The organism is Streptomyces glaucus, from assembly GCF_039533365.1.
Lineage (GTDB): Bacteria > Actinomycetota > Actinomycetes > Streptomycetales > Streptomycetaceae > Streptomyces > Streptomyces glaucus.
In genome coordinates this window covers 112,686-132,498 of sequence record NZ_BAAATK010000007.1, presented here as the reverse complement: position 1 = coordinate 132,498, position 19,813 = coordinate 112,686, and the positions used below count along the sequence as shown (strand labels likewise).

The 19,813-nt window shown below is 70.4% G+C and carries 13 protein-coding genes and 1 tRNA gene; 3 read left to right on the top strand and 11 right to left on the bottom strand.

The features are described from left to right. Positions 1-175: 175 nt before the first annotated feature. Positions 176-1,978 (bottom strand): bifunctional metallophosphatase/5'-nucleotidase, encoded by a 1,803-nt coding sequence (locus ABD363_RS07840; RefSeq protein ID WP_344601023.1) that lies wholly within the window; start codon positions 1,976-1,978, stop codon positions 176-178. A 648-nt stretch (positions 1,979-2,626) separates the two neighbouring features. On the opposite strand from ABD363_RS07840, the gene pyk reads away from it, so the two are divergent. Next, positions 2,627-4,063, top strand: a complete 1,437-nt coding sequence (gene pyk, locus ABD363_RS07835) for a pyruvate kinase (RefSeq protein ID WP_344601021.1) — start codon at positions 2,627-2,629, stop codon at positions 4,061-4,063. A gap of 41 nt (positions 4,064-4,104) precedes the next feature. Here the strand turns inward: pyk and ABD363_RS07830 are convergent, their stop codons facing one another. Further along, positions 4,105-4,884 carry a helix-turn-helix domain-containing protein gene (locus ABD363_RS07830; protein WP_344601019.1) on the bottom strand — a complete coding sequence of 260 codons (780 nt, stop codon included), beginning with the start codon at positions 4,882-4,884 and terminating at the stop codon, positions 4,105-4,107. Between the two features lie 83 nt (positions 4,885-4,967). Continuing rightward, positions 4,968-5,050: transfer RNA gene (locus tag ABD363_RS07825), tRNA-Leu, on the bottom strand. A gap of 98 nt (positions 5,051-5,148) precedes the next feature. On the opposite strand from ABD363_RS07825, the gene ABD363_RS07820 reads away from it, so the two are divergent. Further along, positions 5,149-5,805 (top strand): ANTAR domain-containing response regulator, encoded by a 657-nt coding sequence (locus ABD363_RS07820; protein ID WP_344601017.1) that lies wholly within the window; start codon positions 5,149-5,151, stop codon positions 5,803-5,805. Positions 5,806-5,883: 78 nt separating this feature from the next. Here ABD363_RS07820 and ABD363_RS07815 read toward each other — a convergent pair whose 3' ends face one another. The 8 genes from ABD363_RS07815 to ABD363_RS07780 form a co-directional block, all read right to left on the bottom strand. Continuing rightward, complete coding sequence (locus ABD363_RS07815) at positions 5,884-6,600, bottom strand: ABC transporter ATP-binding protein (protein ID WP_344601015.1); 717 nt, start codon at positions 6,598-6,600, stop codon at positions 5,884-5,886. Beyond that, complete coding sequence (locus ABD363_RS07810; protein WP_344601013.1) at positions 6,597-7,460, bottom strand: ABC transporter ATP-binding protein; 864 nt, start codon at positions 7,458-7,460, stop codon at positions 6,597-6,599. The genes ABD363_RS07815 and ABD363_RS07810 overlap by 4 nt, the downstream gene beginning before the upstream one ends. A gap of 5 nt (positions 7,461-7,465) precedes the next feature. Further along, entirely contained in the window at positions 7,466-9,292 is a 1,827-nt protein-coding gene (locus tag ABD363_RS07805; RefSeq protein WP_425577952.1) for a branched-chain amino acid ABC transporter permease, read from the bottom strand. A gap of 5 nt (positions 9,293-9,297) precedes the next feature. After that, positions 9,298-10,227 (bottom strand): branched-chain amino acid ABC transporter permease, encoded by a 930-nt coding sequence (locus tag ABD363_RS07800; RefSeq protein ID WP_344601011.1) that lies wholly within the window; start codon positions 10,225-10,227, stop codon positions 9,298-9,300. A 116-nt stretch (positions 10,228-10,343) separates the two neighbouring features. Next, positions 10,344-11,558, bottom strand: a complete 1,215-nt coding sequence (locus tag ABD363_RS07795; protein WP_344601009.1) for a branched-chain amino acid ABC transporter substrate-binding protein — start codon at positions 11,556-11,558, stop codon at positions 10,344-10,346. 819 nt (positions 11,559-12,377) lie between these two features. Beyond that, a complete protein-coding gene (locus ABD363_RS07790) occupies positions 12,378-13,250 on the bottom strand; it encodes a trypsin-like serine protease (RefSeq protein ID WP_344601008.1) in 873 nt (290 codons plus the stop codon). Positions 13,251-13,393: 143 nt separating this feature from the next. Further along, positions 13,394-13,882 carry a PaaI family thioesterase gene (locus tag ABD363_RS07785; protein ID WP_344601006.1) on the bottom strand — a complete coding sequence of 163 codons (489 nt, stop codon included), beginning with the start codon at positions 13,880-13,882 and terminating at the stop codon, positions 13,394-13,396. 70 nt (positions 13,883-13,952) lie between these two features. Beyond that, a complete protein-coding gene (locus ABD363_RS07780; RefSeq protein ID WP_344601004.1) occupies positions 13,953-16,232 on the bottom strand; it encodes an FdhF/YdeP family oxidoreductase in 2,280 nt (759 codons plus the stop codon). Between the two features lie 313 nt (positions 16,233-16,545). On the opposite strand from ABD363_RS07780, the gene polA reads away from it, so the two are divergent. Continuing rightward, positions 16,546-19,266: a DNA polymerase I gene (gene polA, locus ABD363_RS07775; RefSeq protein WP_344601002.1), complete on the top strand. Its 2,721-nt coding sequence runs from the start codon at positions 16,546-16,548 to the stop codon at positions 19,264-19,266. Positions 19,267-19,813 lie beyond the last annotated feature (547 nt).

Genomic DNA, 19,813 nt, shown 5'->3' with positions numbered 1-19,813 from the left:
CGGCCCCGGGCCGCCGCCACCCGCCCGCCCGCCGCACGACGCCGCACACCCGCCCGCCGCACCGGGCCCCGACCCGAACACCCTCGTACGAGGCTCAGGACCCGGCACGCCGGAAGCACCCCCGGCACCGCGCGGCCCACCCCCCCGGACGGACGACGGCGGGACGACGACAGGCCTAGAACACCGGCGTGCCGTTCCGCGTCAGCCTCCAGCCCACCGACGCGAAGTCCCTCGGATCCAGCACACCCCTCGCCGTCACCCACTCCGCGATCCGCGTACGGATCTCCGTCGACTCCGACCACAGCTCCTTCGCGGACGCCACGTGCGGGAACGCACCCCCGCCGTTGGCCCGGTAGTTGTTCACCGCCAGCACGAACTGCTGCGCATCGTCCAGCGTCGCACCGCCGTACGTCAGGTTCCTGATCCGCGAACCGGCCGGCCGGGCGATGTCGATCTCGTACGACAGCCCCGACACATAGTCGTAGTTGTAGTCCGGACGGCCGTTCGCGTTGGTCAGCCTGTCCACGTCGACCACCGCGTCCGCCGCCGTCCGCACGAAGTACTCCGCCGAGTACTCCAGGTACGCCCGCACCTGCGCACCCGTCATCAACTTCGCCACCAGCGTGTTGTCGTACACGTACAGACTCGACAGATCCCGGATCGTCACGTCGCCGGCCGGGATCTCCGACGTACGGGAGAACGGCGACGCCTGCGCGATCACCGGCAGCGAGGCGTGCTCCGTGCCCGCCAGCGCCGCCCTGACCACGTCCTCCTGCACCTTCGTGATCAGATCGATGATCGGGGCGTCCTTGTACCGCGCCTCCACCGTCGTCAGCGTCTCCGTCGCCCTGCCGACGACCTGGTTGACGTACGCCACCACCTTCGCGTGCTCGTCCGACAGCAGCCTGGTGATCCCCGGATCGTCGGCGACCGCGTTCGAGTTCCGCAGCGACGCCTTCACCGACTCCACCTGCCACCGGCCCCCGGCGAAGACCAGCTCGAAGTCGAACAGGGTGAGCCGCTCGGCGTAGCACAGCGGCTCCGACAGCACGACCGTCTTCCCCGTCCGCTCGTTCGTCACGAGCAGCTCCTCGATCTCCGCGTGCGCGTGCCCGACCAGGATCGCGTCGATCCCCGGCACCCGCCGCGCCACCTCGGCCGCCGCGTTCTCCACGTACGGCACCTGGTCACCGTAGGACGAGGTGCCGGAGGAACCGCTGTGCGCCGACACCACCACCACGTCCGCCCCCATGGACCGCAGCTTCGGCACCCACTTCGCGGCCTGCTCCTCCAGCCCCGGGAACGTCAGCTTCCCCTGCACGTACGCCTTGTCCCAGATCGCGATGCCCGGGTTGGTCAGCCCCAGCACGGCCACCTTCACCGGCGGGGCGCCCGGCACGGGGAACTTCTTGATGAAGTAGGGCGGGAACGCCGGCTTCAGCGTCTTCGCGTCCAGCGCGTTCGCACCCAGCAGCGGGAAACGGCACTGCTGCTCGAACTTCCGCAGCGTCTCGATGCCGTAGTTGAACTCGTGATTGCCGAGCGCCACCGCGTCATAGCCGATCGCGTTCATCGCCTGCGCCATCGGATGCACCGGACCGCCCTCGGCGGTGATCGGGTCCACCTTCGCGTAGTAGTACGCCAGCGGCGTGCCCTGGATCGTGTCCCCCGCGTCCAGCAGCAGCGTGTTGCGCCGGCCCTTCTCCTTGCGGACCTGGTCCACCAGCGTCGAGATCCGGGCCAGGCCCTGCGCGTTGCCCTGGGCGTCGGAGTACTCCGCGTCCTTGAAGTAGTCCCAGTTGAACACGTGCCCGTGCAGGTCGGTCGTGCCCATCACGGTCAGGGAGTACCGCTTCACCGGCTTCTTCGCCGCCGGGGCCGCAGCCTGGGCGGCCGGCGCCGCCACCGCACCCGCGACGGCCACCCCCGCCCCGGTCACGGCCGACCTCTGCAGGAACTTCCGGCGGTTCAACGGCATGGCTGGCTCTCCTCGGCGGACGGTCGAACAGGCGAACGATCTGACAACGCGCGTAGATTCTGACCCGGCCACCACCGGCCGCAACAGATCCGCCAGGTTTCGATCCGGTGACTCCACCGGCGAACTCCCGCACCCGTAACCCCGCAAGGCGTGACACAGCGGGACACACGGCCACCCCGCCGCCCGGCGAACCACGCCCGCCGCCCCCTGCGACACCCCCGACGCCCCTCGCGTTTCCGCCCGCGGCGAGGCCCGCCTCGACGCCGCCCCCGGACCCGCCCGCATCCGCAGCACCGTCGGCACCCGCGGCCGCGACCGGCGCACCGCCCCCGACGACCTCACCCGCCGCGGCGCCGCTCGGCCCCGGACCGCGACGGCAAGGCGGGTGCGCCCGGGCCGACGCACGCTCCGCCCTCGCCCCGCCCCGGCTGCGACCGACAGGAATTCGCATATCTGGCCGAGAGTGACAGGCCCTTTCCGGAAAAGCGGCGCACAACTGCCCGAGAACACACCCGACGACACCCGGAATGCTCATCGGAGCACCTCGGCGCGCAATTCGCCGCTTGTCGATAACCCTTCACGAAAAGTGTGTTGAGTGGTCATGCGCGGCCAATTCCCTACCCGCCGGTAAGTCATAGGCTCACCCCCATGCGCCGAGCAAAGATCGTCTGTACCCTGGGGCCCGCCACCGACTCGTACGACCAGATCAAAGCACTGGTCGAAGCCGGAATGGACGTCGCCCGCTTCAACCTCAGCCACGGCAGCCACGCCGAACACGAGGAGCGCTACCAGCGCGTCCGCAAGGCCGCCGACGAAACCGGCCGCAGCGTCGGAATCCTCGCCGACCTCCAGGGCCCGAAGATCCGACTCGGCCGCTTCACCGAAGGCCCCGTCCTCCTCGAACGCGACGACACCTTCACCATCACCGTCGAAGAAGGCGTCCAGGGCGACCGCCACACCTGCGGCACCACCTACCCCGGCCTCGCCGACGACGTCACCGAAGGCGAACGCATCCTCGTCGACGACGGCAAGGTCTGCCTCCAGGTCACCGCCGTCGACGGCCCCCGCGTCCGCACCACCGTCATCGAGGGCGGCGTCGTCTCCGACCACAAGGGCCTCAACCTCCCCGGCGTCGCCGTCTCCGTCCCCGCCCTGTCCAAGAAGGACGAGGACGACCTCCGCTGGGCCCTGCGCACCGGCTTCGACGTCATCGCCCTCTCCTTCGTCCGCACCGGGCGCGACGTCCTCGACGTCCACCGCATCATGGACGAAGAAGGGCGCCGCCTCCCCGTCATCGCCAAAGTCGAAAAACCCCAGGCCGTCGAGAACCTCGACGACATCGTCGCCGCCTTCGACGGCATCATGGTCGCCCGCGGCGACCTCGGCGTCGAAATGCCCCTCGAACAGGTCCCCATCGTCCAGAAACGCGCCGTCAAGCTCGCCAAGCGCAACGCCAAACCGGTCATCGTCGCCACCCAGATGCTCGACTCGATGATCGACAACTCCCGCCCGACGCGCGCGGAAGCCTCGGACGTGGCCAACGCGGTGATCGACGGCACGGACGCGGTGATGCTGTCCGGCGAGACGAGCGTCGGCAAGTACCCCGTCGAGACGGTCCGCACGATGGCCCGCATCGTCGAGGCGGCCGAGGAGGACATCCTCGCCAAGGGCCTCCCGCCCCTGACCGAACGCAACAAACCCCGCACCCAGGGCGGCGCGGTCGCCCGCGCGGCCGCCGAGATGGGCGACTTCCTCGGCGCCCGCTTCCTGGTCGCCTTCACCCAGTCCGGCGACACGGCACGCCGCCTCTCGCGCTATCGCTCCCCGATCCCGCTCCTCGCCTTCACCCCGGAGCCGGCGACACGCTCCCGACTCAGCCTCACCTGGGGCGTGGAGACCTTCCTGGGACCGCACGTCGACTCCACGGACGCGATGGTCGAACAGGTCGACGAGCTGCTGCTGAAGTACGGCCGCTGCCGGAAGGGCGACGTGGTCGTCATCACGGCCGGCTCCCCGCCCGGCGTCTCCGGCACGACCAACATGGTCCGCGTCCACCGCATCGGCGAGGACGAGGCCACCGGCTAGCGGGACCGGGGCCCCTCCGCACGAGGGGCCCTGCTGCGCGGTCAGTGCTTGGGCCCCACATGGAGATCCATGAGGGCCACGGAGGCCCTGCGGGCGACGGAGATGTTGAACGGATCGCCGTCACGGGCGCAGGCGGTCCACTCCACACCGAGCCGGTCGAGCGTGCCGGTGTAGAGCGCCCGGATGTCGTCCGACTTGTTGGTGAAGAAGTACCGCGGGTACTCGTACCGCTTGCGCTCACCGGCGACCACACGGGCCGTCCAGTTGGTGATCCGGCACCCGTCGGAGTGGATCAGCCCGCGGACGAATTCCCAGGGGCGGGCGTCGACGACGGCCTGCTGCCAGGGTTCGAGGACGATACGGCGCTCGTGCTTCCGGCCGGGGCCGTGCTGGGGGAACACGCACGTCCAGTGTCCGGTGTAGGACTTCACTTCGATGCAGCCGGTCTTGCGGTGCCGCCCGATGCTGGGGGTGGACATCACCCTGCGCATCGCGTCTTCGGCCGCCGCGACCAGGCCGGTCTGTGCGGCGTTACAGAAGATCGACAGATGGCGCTGTTTGTGCTTCGAGACGATGTGGCCATCTCCGAGATACAGACCGAGCAGATACGAGTAGGCGGTCTGGTCGAGTTCCCGGTCCGTGCAGACAGGACAATCCGTTGGCTGTCTGTACACCTCACCGCGTGCCTTGCGGTCCTCGCAGCGCCACCAGCTGATGGTTCCCCGTGGAATGCCGAGTTGCTCCGCGACGACGCGATTGGGAATCCCCTGGCGCATCAATGCGACAGCGTATGCGCGGATCGAAGGACTGTGCTGTTCCATGTGGCCACAGTGCGTCAGAGGTCGTGACTTTACGCACTAAAAAGCGGAGAATCACGCGAATGTGATCCTCCGCTTACTTGGAGTGCCGGGTGCGGGATTCGAACCCGCACGCCCATTCAGGCAATCGCTTTTGAGGCGATCATGTCTACCCTTCCATCAACCCGGCAACGGGACTGCTGGGAGTGTACCGGTTCCCTGCACACAGCCGCAGCTGGGTACGCTGCTTGGGAGCAGTACCGGTCTGCCCCGTACCAAGGAGCCCACGTGAGCGCCCCCGAGTCGCCCCAGCCCGTCGACGTGCCCGATGACGACAAGTCGCACGTGCCTCCGCTGACGACCCGTGTCGTCATCGCCGAGGACGAGGCCCTGATCCGGCTCGATCTGAAGGAGATGCTGGAGGAGGAGGGGTACACCGTCGTCGGCGAGGCCGGGGACGGTGAGCAGGCGGTCGAGCTGGCGCGTGAGCACCGGCCCGACCTGGTGATTCTCGATGTGAAGATGCCCAAGCTGGACGGTATCTCCGCGGCCGAGAGGATCGCCGAGGAGCGGATCGCGCCGGTGCTGATGCTGACCGCTTTCTCGCAGCGCGACCTCGTGGAGCGGGCCCGGGACGCCGGGGCCATGGCGTACCTGGTGAAGCCGTTCAGCAAGAGCGACGTGGTGCCGGCGATCGAGATGGCCGTGTCGCGGTTCACGGAGCTGAAGGAGCTGGAGAAGGAGGTCGCCGATCTCTCGCAGCGGCTGGAGACGCGGAAGCTGGTCGACCGGGCGAAGTCGATCCTGCAGACGGAGTACGGGCTGACGGAGCCCGCCGCGTTCCGGTGGATCCAGAAGACCTCGATGGATCGGCGGATGTCGATGCAGCAGGTCGCGCAGGCGGTCATCGACGACGCTCAGGAGAAGAAGGCGTCCAAGGGCTGACGTCTTCGTGCGTGGGCGAGGCCCGCGTTCCCCGGATGGCCGGGGGCGCGGGCCTCGTCGTGCGGCCGGGGCGGTGGCTCAGTCCTCGCCGAGGTAGGCCTTGCGGACGGATGCGTCGTGGAGGAGGTCCTGGCCGGTGCCGGAGAGGACGATGCGGCCGACTTCCATGACGTGGCCGTGGTCGGCGAGGGAGAGGGCGGCCTGGGCGTTCTGCTCGATGAGCAGGATGGTGGTGCCCTGGTCCTTGAGTTCCCGGATGGTCGCCATGATCTTCTGCATCATGATCGGGGAGAGGCCCATGGAGGGCTCGTCGAGCATGAGCAGTTTGGGGCGGGACATGAGGGCCCGGCCCATGGCGAGCATCTGCTGTTCGCCGCCCGACAGGGTGCCCGCGGCCTGCTTCCTGCGTTCTCCGAGGATGGGGAAGAGGTCGTAGGCGCGCTGGATGTCTTTCTCGATGCCTTCCTTGTCGCTGCGGAGGAAGGCGCCGAGGCGGAGGTTGTCCTCGATCGTCATGCGGGGGAAGATGTGCCGTCCTTCGGGGGAGTGGGCGAGCCCGAGGGAGACGATCTTGTGGGCGGGGATCTTCTTCAGTGACGTGCCGTCGAATCTGATCTCGCCGGACACCGGCTGGAGCAGTCCGGACAGGGTTCTGAGGGTGGTGGTCTTGCCGGCGCCGTTGGTGCCGATGAGGGTGACGACCTGGCCCGCGTCGACCTTGAAGGAGATGCCCTTGACGGCTTCGATCTTGCCGTAGGCGACTCTGAGGTCCTGGACCTCCAGCAGTGCGGTCACTTGTCGTCCCCTTCCGTGGTGCTGTGCGCCTGGGCGTCGGCTTCGACCTCGGCGGCTTCCTCCTTGCCGGGTGCGCCTTCGAAGGGGGTGCCGAGGTAGGCGGCGATGACGCGTTCGTCGGCCTGGACGACTTCGGCGGGGCCTTCGACGATCTTTTCGCCCTGGACGAGTACGGCGACGCGGTCGCAGAGGTTCATGATGAACCGGATGTCGTGCTCGATGACGAGGACGGCGATGCCCTTGTCGCGGATGGCGAAGATCAGTTCTTCGGCGGCGCGGGTCTCCTGCGGGTTCATGCCGGCGGTGGGCTCGTCGAGGAGGAGCAGGCCGGGTTCGCTCGCCAGGGCCCGGGCGATTTCGAGCTTGCGCTGTTCGCCGTAGGGCAGGTTGCGGGCGAGGTGGTCGGCCTTGGCGGCGAGGCCGGTGAACCGGAGGAGTTCCATGGCCCGTTCGCGGGAGGCTTCCTCCGCCTTCTTGAAGGAGGGCAGGCGCAGGAGTGCCGACCAGAGGCCTTCCCTCGTCCGGGTGTGCCGTCCGACGAGGACGTTCTCCAGGACGGTCATGTTGGCGAAGAGCCGGATGTTCTGGAAGGTGCGGGCGATGCCGGCCTGGGTGACCAGGTGGGGTTTGGGCGGGAGGACGGTGTCCTTGTAGGTGACGGTGCCTTCGGTGGGGACGTACAGGCCGGTGAGGCAGTTGAAGAAGGTGGTCTTGCCGGCGCCGTTGGGTCCGATGAGGCCGACGATCTCGCCGGTGTTGACGGTGAGGTCGATGGAGCGGACGGCGGTGAGGCCGCCGAAGCGCATGGTGACGCCACTGGCGTCGAGGACGGGCGTGGTGGTGGGTGCGGTGGTGGTCATGGCGGTCACGCCCCTGCCTTGGCGACGCCGGTCGCGCCGTCGGGGAGCGGCTTGTCGTCCGGTACGTCGAGCTGTCCGGTCTCGTGGAATTCGAGCTGTTTCCTGCGGTCGGCGACCAGGCCCTCGGGGCGGAAGCGCATGAGGAGCATGAGCGCGATGCCGAAGAGGAGCAGCTGGTACTCGGCCATGAACTGGAGTTTGGCGGGGATGAGGTAGAGCAGGGCGGCGCCGATGAGGGGGCCGCTGATGGTGCCCATGCCGCCGAGGATGACGGCGGCGAGCAGGAAGGCCGAGTTCGGCGGTACGGAGCCGGCGAACTGGTACTGCTCGGGGGTGACGCTGTAGGAGACGTGGGCCTGGACGGTGCCGGCGAGGCCGGCGAGGGAGGCGCCGAGGGCGAAGGCGAGGAGTTTGAGGCGGAAGCCGTTGATGCCCATGGCGGTGGCGGCGGTCTCGTCCTCGCGGATGGCGACCCAGGCGCGGCCGATGCGGGATTCCGCGGAGCGGCGGAAGACCAGGACGACGGCGGCGGTGAAGAGCAGCATCAGCAGGTAGTAGTTGCCGGAGCGGGTGAGCTCGTGGCCGAGGACGTCGTGCGGCAGTCCGAGGTTGAACCCGAGGATCTCCAGGTCGGGGATGTTCGGGATGCCGTTGGAGCCGTTGGTGACGTCGGGTCCGCTGTTGCCGTTGAGGTTGTTCATGGTGATGCGGAAGATCTCGCCGAAGCCGAGCGTGACGATGGCGAGGTAGTCGCCGCGCAGTCGCAGGGTGGGCGCGCCGATCACCACGCCGAAGATCAGTGAGGCGGCGGCGCCGGTGAGGACGGCGGCCCAGAAGGGGAAGTGGACGCCGATGGTCGACTGGGGGGAGCCGGAGACGAGGGCGGCGGCGTAGGCGCCGACGCCGAGGAAGGCGACGTAGCCGAGGTCGAGGAGGCCGGCGAGGCCGACGACGACGTTGAGGCCCAGGGCGACCGTGGCGAAGATGAGGATGTTGGCGCCGATGAGGGCGAACTGGTCGTTGGTCTGGGTGAAGGGGAAGCAGATCGCGGCGACGAAGGCGGCGGTGAGGGCGACGTTGCGGTGCTTGGCGGTGAGGGCCGAGAGCCGTTTGAGGAGGCCCGCGCGGGTGACGGCGGTGAAGCCGAAGCCGGCGGTGATCAGGAAGCCGATGAACAGTTCGGAGTATTCGGTGCCGATGCCGTACGCGAAGACGTACAGGCCGATGCCGAAGCCGGCGGCGATGACGAGGATCTCGGCCCAGGAGGGGAGTTCTTCGGCGCGGCCGGGGTCGGGGGCGGTGAGGGAGTGGCGGATCCGGGCCCGGAGGCCGGGGGCGGGGTCGTCGGTGTCGTAGGGCTGGTCGGCCGGGAGGCCGAGGGCGCCGATGACGGCGAGGAGGGCGCCGGTGCCGGAGAGCCAGGCGCCGGGTTCGAGGTTGACCAGGCCGCCGAGTTCGTAGGAGATGGCGCCCATGGCGTAGCCGGTGGTGCCGAGGACGCCGAGGGCGGCGAGCCGGACGGGGCTGTTGGTGCCGCCGGGGGTGAGCCGGCGGAGGCCGCGGATGCCGTGGCCGGCCAGGGTGAACAGCAGGGTGAGGGCGGCTCCGACGAGGGTGAGGACCTGGAGGCCGCCGGGGTAGCCGGTGACGGTGAGGTTGCCGGGGAATTCCTCGGTCCAGGTCCAGGCGAGGAAGGTGCCGGCGAGGGCGAGGGCGGAGCCGGCCGCGGTGATCGCGCGGGCCGCGGTGGCCGGCAGGGGGATGACCGGGGCGGTTTCGGCGGGTGTCCCGGTGGTGCCGGTGGTGGGGTCCATGGGGGTCTTGGTGGTCATGGGTATCACGCCCGATCCGCGACGCGTTCGCCGAGCAGGCCTTGCGGTCTGAGGAGCAGGACGAGGATGAGCAGGCTGAACGCCCATACGTCCTTCCAGGCGCCGCCGCCGAAGAGGTCCATGCCGGGGATTTCGCCGATGTAGCCGGTGGCGAGGGATTCGGCGACGCCGAGGACGATTCCGCCGAGCATGGCGCCGTAGATGTTGCCGATGCCGCCGAGGACGGCTGCGGTGAAGGCCTTGAGGCCCATCAGGAAGCCCATACGGAAGCCGACTTGTCCGTTCTTCAGGCCGTAGGCGACGGCGGCGACGGCGGCGAACGCGGCGCCGATGGCGAAGGCCATGACGATGATGCGGTCGGTGTTGATGCCCATGAGTTTGGCGGTGTCGGGGTCCTGGGCGGTGGCCTGCATGCCGCGGCCGGAGCGGGTCTTGGTGACGAAGAGACCGAGGGCGGTCATGCACAGGGGGGCGGCTATGAGGACGAAGAGGTCCCCGCGTTGGACGTTGGCGCCGAGGATGTCGACGGGGCCGCCTTCGAACTGAGGGAAGGAACGATCCTTCTTCGCGTCGGGGTACCACATCCAGACGATCTGCTGCAGGACGACGGACAGGCCGATGGCGGTGATGAGGGGGGCCAGCCGTGGCGCGGTGCGCAGGGGGCGGTAGGCGAACCGTTCGGCGGCGGTGGCGACGGTGACGGAGACGATGACGCCGCCGAGGATCATGAGGGGGACGGCGGCGGCGAGGGCGAAGCCGTCGGGGAGCACGAGCCAGACGGTGAGGGCCCCGAAGCCCCCGACCATGAAGATCTCGCCGTGGGCGAAGTTGATGAGCTGAACGATGCCGTAGACCATCGTGTAGCCGATCGCGATGAGTCCGTACATCGCGCCGAGGATGAGTCCATTGGCCAGCTGTTGCGGCAGTTCGTTCACCGCAGGGCCTCCGTGGAGTGGTTCGGATACGGCGCCGCGCGGGAGCGCTGGTGGACGCTGCCCGCGCGGCCTGGATCGACGTGTGAGGGAGGGGGTGTGCTCTGCTCGTCCCCTGCTCAGCTCAGCTGGGGCGAGCCGCTGTGCTCGGGTGCCCACGCGTTGTTCTTGACCTTGTACGCGGTCATCATCGTGTTGGTGGTGTCACCGAATTCGTCGAAGGAGATGGTGCCGGTGACGCCGTCGAACTTGACCTTGCTCATGGCGTCCAGGACGGCTTTGCGGCCGTCGGACGGAAGTTCGCCGTCGTTGCCCTCGACGGCCAGCTTGACGGCTTCGATGAGGGACCAGGCGGCGTCGTAGGTCAGGCCGCCGTAGGCCTCGTAGTCGTCCTCGTAGCCTTCGGCCTCGTAGTTCTTGATGAAGTCCTTGGCGGAGTCGAGCTGTTCGACCGGCTTGCCGACGGAGGTGGCGAGGTCGCCCTCGGCCTTCTTGTTCAGCTTCGGGTATTCGGCGGAGTAGATGCCGTCGCCGCCCATGAGCGGGATGTTCTGACCGCTGTCCTTGAGCTGCTGGCTCAGCGGGGCGGCGGCGGGGTATTCGCCGCCGTAGTAGAGGGCTTCGGCGCCGGTCTTTTTGATCTTGGCGACGACGGCGTTGAAGTCGCGGTCGTCGGGGTTGATGTGGTCGCTGCCGACGATCGTGCCGCCGAGCTTGGTGAAGTTGGTCTTGAAGGAGGCGGCGAGGCCGGCGCCGTAGGTCTTCTGGTCGTCGATCAGATAGACCTTTTTCTTGCCGGCCTTGGTGTAGAGGTACTCGGCGGCGAAGGCGCCCTGGATCTCGTCGGTGGTGGCGGTGCGGAAGAAGGTCTTGAACTGGCGGACCGAGTTGCCGGTCTTCCAGCCGTCGCCCTGGGTCAGTTCGGTACCGGTGTTGGCCGGGGAGACCTGGACCAGGCCGGCGTCGTTGAGCGGCTTCTGCATCTGCTGCGAGACGCTGGAGTTCAGCGGGCCGACGACGCCGAGGACGTTCTTGTTGCTGATGAACTTCTGGGCGTTCTGCTGGCCGACGGAGGGCTGGGCCTGGTCGTCGAGGGGTTCGAGTTCGAACTCGACGCCCTTGACGTACTCCTCCTTGTTGGCGATCTTGACCGCGAGGTCGGCGGAGTTCCTGATGCCGAGGCCGAGGGCGGACAGGTCACCGGTGAGCGGGGCGTCGACGCCGATCACAACGGTGGTCTTGTCGCCGCCGCCACTGCCGTCGCTGCTGTCGTCGCGCGATCCGCAGGCGGTGAGGGTGAGTGATCCCGCCGCGAGCGCCGCGGTGATGGCCATGAGCGAACGTTGACGCACGAATAGTCCTTTCCCTGGCACGACGGTCCTCCACAGGACGCGCCGAGTCGAGCGCTGGACCGAAGTGGTTTTGAATCCGGCGGCGCGGTGACTGGCCGTGACTCTAAGCGTGTGTAGGGAACGTGGAGGAGTGTCTGGCAGAGGCTGTGACTCTCTTGTTATGACACGAGGTAATGCAGAGCGGTGTCGAGGGGGTGGAAGCGCGGAATTCTGGCCGATTCGCCCGGTCCGTATGGTGAGAATCCGCAGGGTGCGCCGGGGAAGTTCAGGCGTCTCGACTGTTTCGGTAATTACCCGGAATCGTTGCTGCAGGCGACCTGTGAGGCTTCGGGGAAGTGGTGCGCATGGCGTGCAACCGGGAGGAAACCGTGAGCTTGTATTGCGTGCTTATTACGTAGAGTTACGCCCAGGAAAGGGAACCCGGCATTCCTCGATACTTTCACGCAATTCGTCATGCGCGGCGTGATCACGGTCTTCCGGGGGGCCCGGCGTCGCCTGAAGGAGGGGCTCGGGGGCCGGTGCGGCCGAGGGGCCGGGGCGGGGCCGCGTGGTCCGGGAAGCGGTCACCGGAGGCGGGGCGCGCTCATCGCCCCGCCGCGAAGCCGGCGCCGCCGGGCGCCGGGCGCCGGACTCCCGGCATCGCCCCGGGTCGACGCGGGGACCCGTGCCGGGGCGCGGGCGGGGAGACGGTGGAGGGCGTGCGTCCGCGGCGGCTCGGCGAACCGCCGCGGGCCGTGGGCCCGGTGCCGGGCCGGGGCGGGAGCCCGGCCCGGCGGGCGCCGGAGCGCGGCGGGCGCCGGGTTACGGCAGCTTCACGAACGGCGACAGGAAGGCGCGGGCGCCCGCCGTGTCCAGGCGGTACGTCACGTTCGTCGCGTAGCAGGGGGTGTCGCCCGTGATGGTGGTGGCGGCCAGGACCGTCCTGCCGTCGATCACCGCGAAGTTGGGGCCGCCCGAATCGCCGTAGCAGGCGCCGCCGTTGCCCTGCGGCGCGGTCATCCCCAGGCGCACCCAGGAGTCGTTGAGGGCGTCGAAGGCGACGGGCGCCTTCATCCGGACGCCGCCGCCCGGGTGGGTCTGGCCGCCGGGGCCGTTGACGGCCTCCCGGGTGCCGTAGCCGGCGACGAACCAGTCGGCGGAGTTCAGTCCGCGCGGGCCCAGCTTGTCGAGCCGGCCGGCGGTCGGCAGCGTGGCCGGCGTGAAGTCCCAGCGCGCCGCGACCTCGGCGGCGGGCAGCTCGATCACCGAGATGTCGTGCGTGTCGGAGGCGGGGCCCGGATAGCCGGGGTGGCTGTGGGCGGTGCCCTCGACGGCGACGGCGCTCGCCTGCGCGGCCGGGTCCCCCGGGTGCTTCCGCGCGGCGGCGTCCAGTCCGGCCTGCACGTCCTGGTCCAGCGAGACGTGGAACCGCACGTTGTCCGGCCAGTCGGTGGTGCAGTGCGCGGCGGTCAGGAACGTGTCCGCGTCGATCATGGTGCCGGAGCAGACCCAGTCGACCCGGTCGGGGGTGGCGGGGTCGCCGTCGTCGTCCCAGGTGGCCACGAGCGCGCCGACCTCGGTGCGCTCGGGTGCGGGCGTCGCGTTGTAGGAGTTGATCGCAAAGGACGGCAGCGCGGTGGCGAGCACGGCGGCACCGGCCGCGGCGGTGACGGCGAGAGCGCGTACGGAGGTCAAGAGAAACCCTTCCGGGGTGGGATGGGGCGTGGGTTCTCCTGTGGGGGGGGCAGTCAGTGAAGCGCGCGGAGGCGGCCGCGGCAAGAGCGCGCCCGCCTCCGCAGGGTTTTCCCTCGGTCGGCCGGTCCGCCGCGCGGAACCGGTCAGCTCGCCGCGCCGGCCCGTTCCCCGTCGCCGGGCCGCATGTCGCGCAGCATGCAGGTCAGGCGTGCGGTGCACACCCTCTTGCCGTCCTCGTCCGTGATGACGATCTCGTAGGTGGCCGTGGAGCGGCCCCGGTGGACGGGGGTGGCCACGCCGGTCACGAGCCCGGAGCGCACGCCCCGGTGGTGGGTGCAGTTGAGGTCGACGCCGACCGCTGTCTTCGAGCTGCCGCCGTGCAGCATCGACCCGATCGAGCCGAGCGTCTCGGCCAGCACCGCGGAGGCGCCGCCGTGCAGCAGCCCGTACGGCTGGGTGTTGCCCTCCACCGGCATCGTCCCGACGACCCGCTCGGCCGACGCCTCCCGTATCCGCACGCCCATCCGCGTCCCGAGGTGTCCGGCGGAGAACAGCGCCGGCAGGTCGACGCCGAGCGCGGCGTACTCGTCGACGACTTCCTGAGGGAACTTCACGTGCTGCTGCTCGCCCATGGGACCCGGCTCCGTTCGTCGTGATCGGTGCGGCTGCCCGCCGACGGCCGCCCGTCGGCTGAGCAAACGCTCAGTCGGTCGTCGATTGTTCCAGACGGACGACGACGGACTTGCTGGCCGGAGTGTTGCTGGTGTCCGCGGTGGCGTCCAGCGGCACCAGGACGTTGGTCTCCGGGTAGTACGCGGCGGCGCAGCCGCGGGCCGTCGGGTAGTACACGACGCGGAAGCCGGGCGCCCGCCGCTCCACGCCGTCCTCCCACTCGCCGACCAGGTCGACGTACGAGCCGTCCGCGATGCGCAGGGCGGCGGCGTCCTCGGGGTTGACCATGACCACCCGGCGGCCGTTCCTGATGCCGCGGTAGCGGTCGTCGAGGCCGTAGACCGTGGTGTTGTACTGGTCGTGGGAGCGCAGTGTCTGCAGCAGCAGCCGCCCCTCGGGCAGTTCGGGGTACTCCACCGGCGCGGCGGTGAAGTTGGCCCTGCCGGTGGCGGTCGGGAAGCGGCGCTCGTCGCGCGGGGCGTGCGGCAGCGCGAAGCCGCCGGGGCGGGCGACGCGCGCGTTGAAGTCCTCGAAGCCGGGGATCACGCGTGCGATGCGGTCCCGGATCGTCGCGTAGTCCTTCTCGAACTCCTCCCACGGCACCGTGCTGCGCTCGCCGAGGACCCGGCGGGCCAGCCGGCACACGATGGCCGGCTCGGACAGCAGGTGCGGGCTCGCCGGCCGGAGCCGGCCGCGCGAGGCGTGCACCATGCCCATGGAGTCCTCCACGGTCACGAACTGCTCGCCGCCGGCCTGCACGTCGCGCTCGGTGCGGCCCAGGGTCGGCAGGATCAGGGCCCGCGCGCCCGTGACCACGTGCGAGCGGTTCAGCTTGGTCGACACGTGCACGGTCAGCCGGGCCCGCCGCATCGCCGCCTCGGTGACCTCGGTGTCGGGCGAGGCGGAGACGAAGTTGCCGCCCATGGCGAAGAACACCTTCGCCTCGCCGTCGCGCAGCGCGCGGATGGCCCGGACGACGTCGTAGCCGTGCGCGCGGGGCGGGGCGAAGCCGAACTCCCTCTCCAGGGCGTCCAGGAAGGCGGGGGCGGGGCGCTCGACGATGCCCATCGTGCGGTCGCCCTGCACGTTGGAGTGGCCGCGCACCGGGCACACGCCCGCGCCGGGGCGGCCGATGTTGCCGCGCAGGAGGAGGAAGTTGACCACTTCCCTGATGGTCGCCACGGCGTGCTTGTGCTGGGTGAGGCCCATCGCCCAGCACACGACGGTGCGCTTCGAGGCGAGCACCATGCGCAGGGCCTGCTCGATCTCCGCCCGCGTCAGGCCGGTCGCGGTCAGCGTCCCGGCCCAGTCGGCGGCGCGGGCGGCCGCGGCGAACTCCTCGTAGCCGTGGGTGTGTTCGCGGACGAAGTCCTCGTCGACCGCGCCCTCGGTCTCGATGATCAGCTTGTTGAGGAGCCGGAAGAGGGCCTGGTCGCCGCCGATGCGGATCTGCAGGAACAGGTCGGTGAGCGCGGTGCCGGCGGTCAGGCCCCTGGGTGTCTGCGGGTTCTTGAAGCGCTCCAGCCCGGCCTCGGGCAGCGGGTTGACGCTGATGATCCGCGCGCCGTTCGCCTTGGCCTTCTCCAGGGCGGAGAGCATGCGCGGGTGGTTGGTGCCGGGGTTCTGGCCGGCGACGACGATCAGGTCGGCCCGGTACAGGTCCTCCAGCAGCACGCTGCCCTTGCCGACGCCGATGGTCTCCGACAGGGCCGAGCCGGACGACTCGTGGCACAGGTTGGAGCAGTCCGGCAGGTTGTTGGTGCCCAGCTCGCGGGCGAACAGCTGGTAGAGGAAGGCGGCCTCGTTGCTGGTGCGCCCCGAGGTGTAGAAGACGGCCTCGTCGGGGGAGCCGAGGGCGGCGATCTCCTCGGCGACGATGTCGAAGGCGCGCTCCCAGGTGACCGGCTCGTAGTGCCGGGCCCCCTCGGGGAGGTACATGGGGTGCGTCAGACGCCCCTGCTGGCCGAGCCAGTAGCCGCTGCGGCCGGCGAGGTCGGCGACGGAGTGCGCCGCGAAGAACTCCGGGGTGACCCGGCGCAGCGTGGCCTCCTCGGCCACCGCCTTCGCGCCGTTCTCGCAGAACTCCGCCGTGTGCCGGTGCTCCGGCTCCGGCCAGGCGCAGCCGGGGCAGTCGAAGCCGTCCTTCTGGTTGACGCGCAGCAGGGTCAGCGCGGTGCGCCGCACGCCCATCTGCTGCTGGGCGATCCTCAGGGTGTGCCCGACGGCCGGGAGGCCCGCCGCCGCGTGCTGCGGCTCGGCGACCCGCGGCGCGTCCTGCACCGGATCACTCTCGGGCGGCTTCGTGGCCATCGCGCCCTCCCCTTCGACTGCCTGCGTGAGGCTTCGGCTGTCCGTGTGCGGTACGCCTCCGATCCTCGCACGGGACACCGGCGACGATCACGGACGTGCGCCGACGACGGCCACGGGCGTGCGGAGAACGGCAGCGACGCCCGCGGCGGAGCGGCCGCCGCGCGGAGCCGCTCCCGCCGTCGGAGGCCGTCTCGTCCTCGGGCGGTTCCCCGCCACGCCGGTGACCGGCCACGACGAACCCGGACCGGCGGTGCCGGGCCGGCCGGACCCGGATGGCGGCCGACTGTCAGCGGCTCGTGGCAGGATCGGGGGCGTGGCAGAAACAGCATCGAAGAAGACCGACACCACCCCCGGCGGCCGCCCGCGCCTGATGCTCATGGACGGGCACTCACTGGCCTACCGCGCGTTCTTCGCGCTGCCCGCGGAGAACTTCACGACCGCGACGGGCCAGCCGACGAACGCGATCTACGGCTTCGCGTCGATGCTGGCGAACACGCTGCGTGACGAGTCCCCCACGCACTTCGCGGTGGCGTTCGACGTCTCCCGCAGGACCTGGCGGTCCGAGGAGTTCACGGAGTACAAGGCGAACCGCTCCAAGACCCCGGACGAGTTCAAGGGCCAGGTCGAGCTGATCGGCGAGCTGCTCGACGCGATGCACGTCTCCCGCTTCGCCGTCGAGGGGTACGAGGCGGACGACATCATCGCCACGCTCGCCACCCAGGCCGAGGCCGCGGGCTTCGAGGTGCTGATCGTCACCGGTGACCGCGACTCCTTCCAGCTGGTCAGCGACCAGGTCACGGTGCTGTACCCGACGAAGGGCGTCTCGGAGCTGACCCGGTTCACCCCGGAGAAGGTCGTCGAGAAGTACGGGCTGACGCCCGCCCAGTACCCCGACTTCGCGGCCCTGCGCGGCGACCCGTCCGACAACCTGCCGGGCATCCCGGGGGTCGGCGAGAAGACCGCCGCGAAGTGGATCAACCAGTTCGGTTCCTTCGCCGAGCTGGTCGCACGCGCCGACGAGGTCAAGGGCAAGGCCGGGCAGAACCTCCGCGACCACCTGGAGGCCGTCAAGCTCAACCGCCGGCTCACCGAGCTGGAGCGGCAGGTCCGGCTGCCCAAGACGGTCGCGGACCTGGAGCGGGTGCCGTACGACCGCAAGGCCGTCGCGACGGTGCTGGACACCCTGGAGATCAGGAACCCCTCCCTGCGCGAGCGGCTCTTCGCCGTCGACCCCGGCGCCGGGGAGACCGAGTCCACGCCGGTCGAGGCGGACGGCGTGGAGCTGGACGGCACGGTGCTCGGCACCGGGGAGCTGGCCGGCTGGCTGGCCGAGCACGGCACCCAGGTCCTCGGCGTGGCCACGGTCGACACCTGGGCGCTCGGCACCGGCTCGGTCGCCGAGATCGCGCTGGCCGCGCCCGAGGGACCGGCCGCCTGGTTCGACCCGTCCCAGCTGGACGAGACCGACGAGAGGGCGTTCGCGTCCTGGCTGGCCGACGACGGCAGGCCGAAGGTCTTCCACGACGCCAAGGGCGCGATGCGGGTCTTCGCCGAGCACGGCTGGCGCGTCGAGGGCGTCACCATGGACACCGCGCTCGCCGCCTACCTGGTCAAGCCGGGCCGCCGCTCCTTCGACCTGGAGGCGCTGTCCCTGGAGTACCTGCACCGGGAGCTGGCCCCCGCCGCGGCCGACGGCCAGCTCGCCTTCGGCGCGGACGACGGCGCCGAGGCCGAGACGCTGATGAGGCAGGCCCGCGCCGTCCTCGACCTGGGCCAGGCCTTCGAGAGCCGGCTGCGGGAGGTCGGCGCCGCGGACCTGCTGCGCGACATGGAGCTGCCGACGTCCGCGCTGCTGGCCCGGATGGAGCGGCACGGCATCGCGGCCGACCGCACCCACCTGCAGGCCATGGAGCGGATGTTCGCCGGCGCGGTGCAGCAGGCGGTGAAGGAGGCGCACGCGGCGGCCGGGCACGAGTTCAACCTGGGCTCGCCCAAGCAGCTCCAGGAGGTCCTCTTCGGCGAACTGGGCCTGCCGAGGACGAAGAAGACCAAGACCGGCTACACCACGGACGCCGACGCCCTGGCGTGGCTGGCCACCCGGACGGACAACGAACTGCCGGTGATCATGCTCCGCCACCGTGAGCAGGCGAAGCTGCGCGTCACCGTCGAGGGCCTGATCAAGACGATCGCCGCGGACGGCCGCATCCACACCACGTTCAACCAGACGGTCGCCGCCACCGGCCGGCTGTCCTCGACCGACCCGAACCTGCAGAACATCCCGGTGCGCACGGACGAGGGCCGGGCGATCCGCCGCGGCTTCGTGGTCGGCGAGGGCTTCGAGTGCCTGATGACGGCGGACTACAGCCAGATCGAGCTGCGCGTGATGGCCCACCTGTCCGAGGACGAGGGCCTGATCGAGGCCTTCACCTCGGGCGAGGACCTGCACACCACGGCGGCCGCCCAGGTCTTCTCGGTCGAACCCGCCGCGGTGGACGCCGAGATGCGCCGCAAGATCAAGGCGATGTCGTACGGCCTGGCGTACGGGCTGTCGGCCTTCGGCCTGTCCCAGCAGCTGAACATCGAGGCGGCCGAGGCGCGTGCCCTGATGGACGCGTACTTCGAGCGCTTCGGCGGCGTACGGGACTATCTGCGCCGGGTCGTCGACGAGGCGCGGGCGACGGGCTACACGGAGACCCTCTTCGGCCGCCGCCGCTACCTGCCCGACCTGAACAGCGACAACCGTCAGCGCCGCGAGACGGCCGAGCGCATGGCGCTGAACGCCCCGATCCAGGGCACGGCGGCCGACATCGTCAAGATCGCCATGCTCAACGTGGACCGGGCGCTGCGGGAAGCGGACCTGAAGTCCCGCATGCTGCTCCAGGTGCACGACGAGATCGTCCTGGAGATCGCCCCCGGCGAGCGCGAGACGGCGGAGGAACTCGTCCGCCGCGAGATGGCCGAAGCCGTCCGCCTCCGCGTCCCCCTGGGCGTCTCGGTGGGCGCCGGCCCGGACTGGGAGTCGGCGGCCCACTAGCGTCCCGGCAGGCGCCGCCCGCGCGTCGGGGAGCGGCGGGGTCCGGTGCGCGCTCCCGGCGTGCCGGCCCGAAGCCCCCGCACCGGACGCGCCCGGACGTACCGACCGCACGGATGTACGGACGTGCCGGATGCGCTCGGGTTCTCGGCCGGCGCGGCGAGTGGGGGCGCCTGCCTCCCCGCCCGGTCCCGTCGGCGCGCACGGCGGGCAGCGCGCACCGACGCGCGGCTCGGGGCGGCAACCCGGCTGCCCGCGCCGGGTGTTGACCGGGGGGCCGACCCGGGCGATCGGGAGCCCTCGGCGCGGGGCGGGACCCGCGCGACGACGCCGTATGGCCAACCGGTGAAAACCGGGCGCGAACGGGTGTCCGGGCGAGGGAAGTTGTCGTAGGGTCGCCTGGGTCGGCATGGCGGGGCCCCGGCCGGGCAGGCGGGCCGAGGGAACGGCCACGTGCCGACGACAAGTGAACAACGCAGGCAGACGCGCCGCGAGGGCAACCAGTGGCGCCGGCCGATCGTCACACCAGGGCGAGCACAGCAGACGCGGA

Bases quoted from the DNA above. Each gene is read 5' to 3' on its own strand.
- ABD363_RS07840 (WP_344601023.1), bottom strand. From the start codon at position 1,978: ATGCCGTTGAACCGCCGGAAGTTCCTGCAGAGGTCGGCCGTGACCGGG.
- pyk (WP_344601021.1), top strand. From the start codon at position 2,627: ATGCGCCGAGCAAAGATCGTCTGTACCCTGGGGCCCGCCACCGACTCG.
- ABD363_RS07830 (WP_344601019.1), bottom strand. From the start codon at position 4,884: ATGGAACAGCACAGTCCTTCGATCCGCGCATACGCTGTCGCATTGATG.
- ABD363_RS07810 (WP_344601013.1), bottom strand. From the start codon at position 7,460: ATGACCACCACCGCACCCACCACCACGCCCGTCCTCGACGCCAGTGGC.
- ABD363_RS07805 (WP_425577952.1), bottom strand. From the start codon at position 9,292: ATGACCACCAAGACCCCCATGGACCCCACCACCGGCACCACCGGGACA.
- ABD363_RS07795 (WP_344601009.1), bottom strand. From the start codon at position 11,558: ATGGCCATCACCGCGGCGCTCGCGGCGGGATCACTCACCCTCACCGCC.
- ABD363_RS07785 (WP_344601006.1), bottom strand. From the start codon at position 13,882: ATGGGCGAGCAGCAGCACGTGAAGTTCCCTCAGGAAGTCGTCGACGAG.
- ABD363_RS07780 (WP_344601004.1), bottom strand. From the start codon at position 16,232: ATGGCCACGAAGCCGCCCGAGAGTGATCCGGTGCAGGACGCGCCGCGG.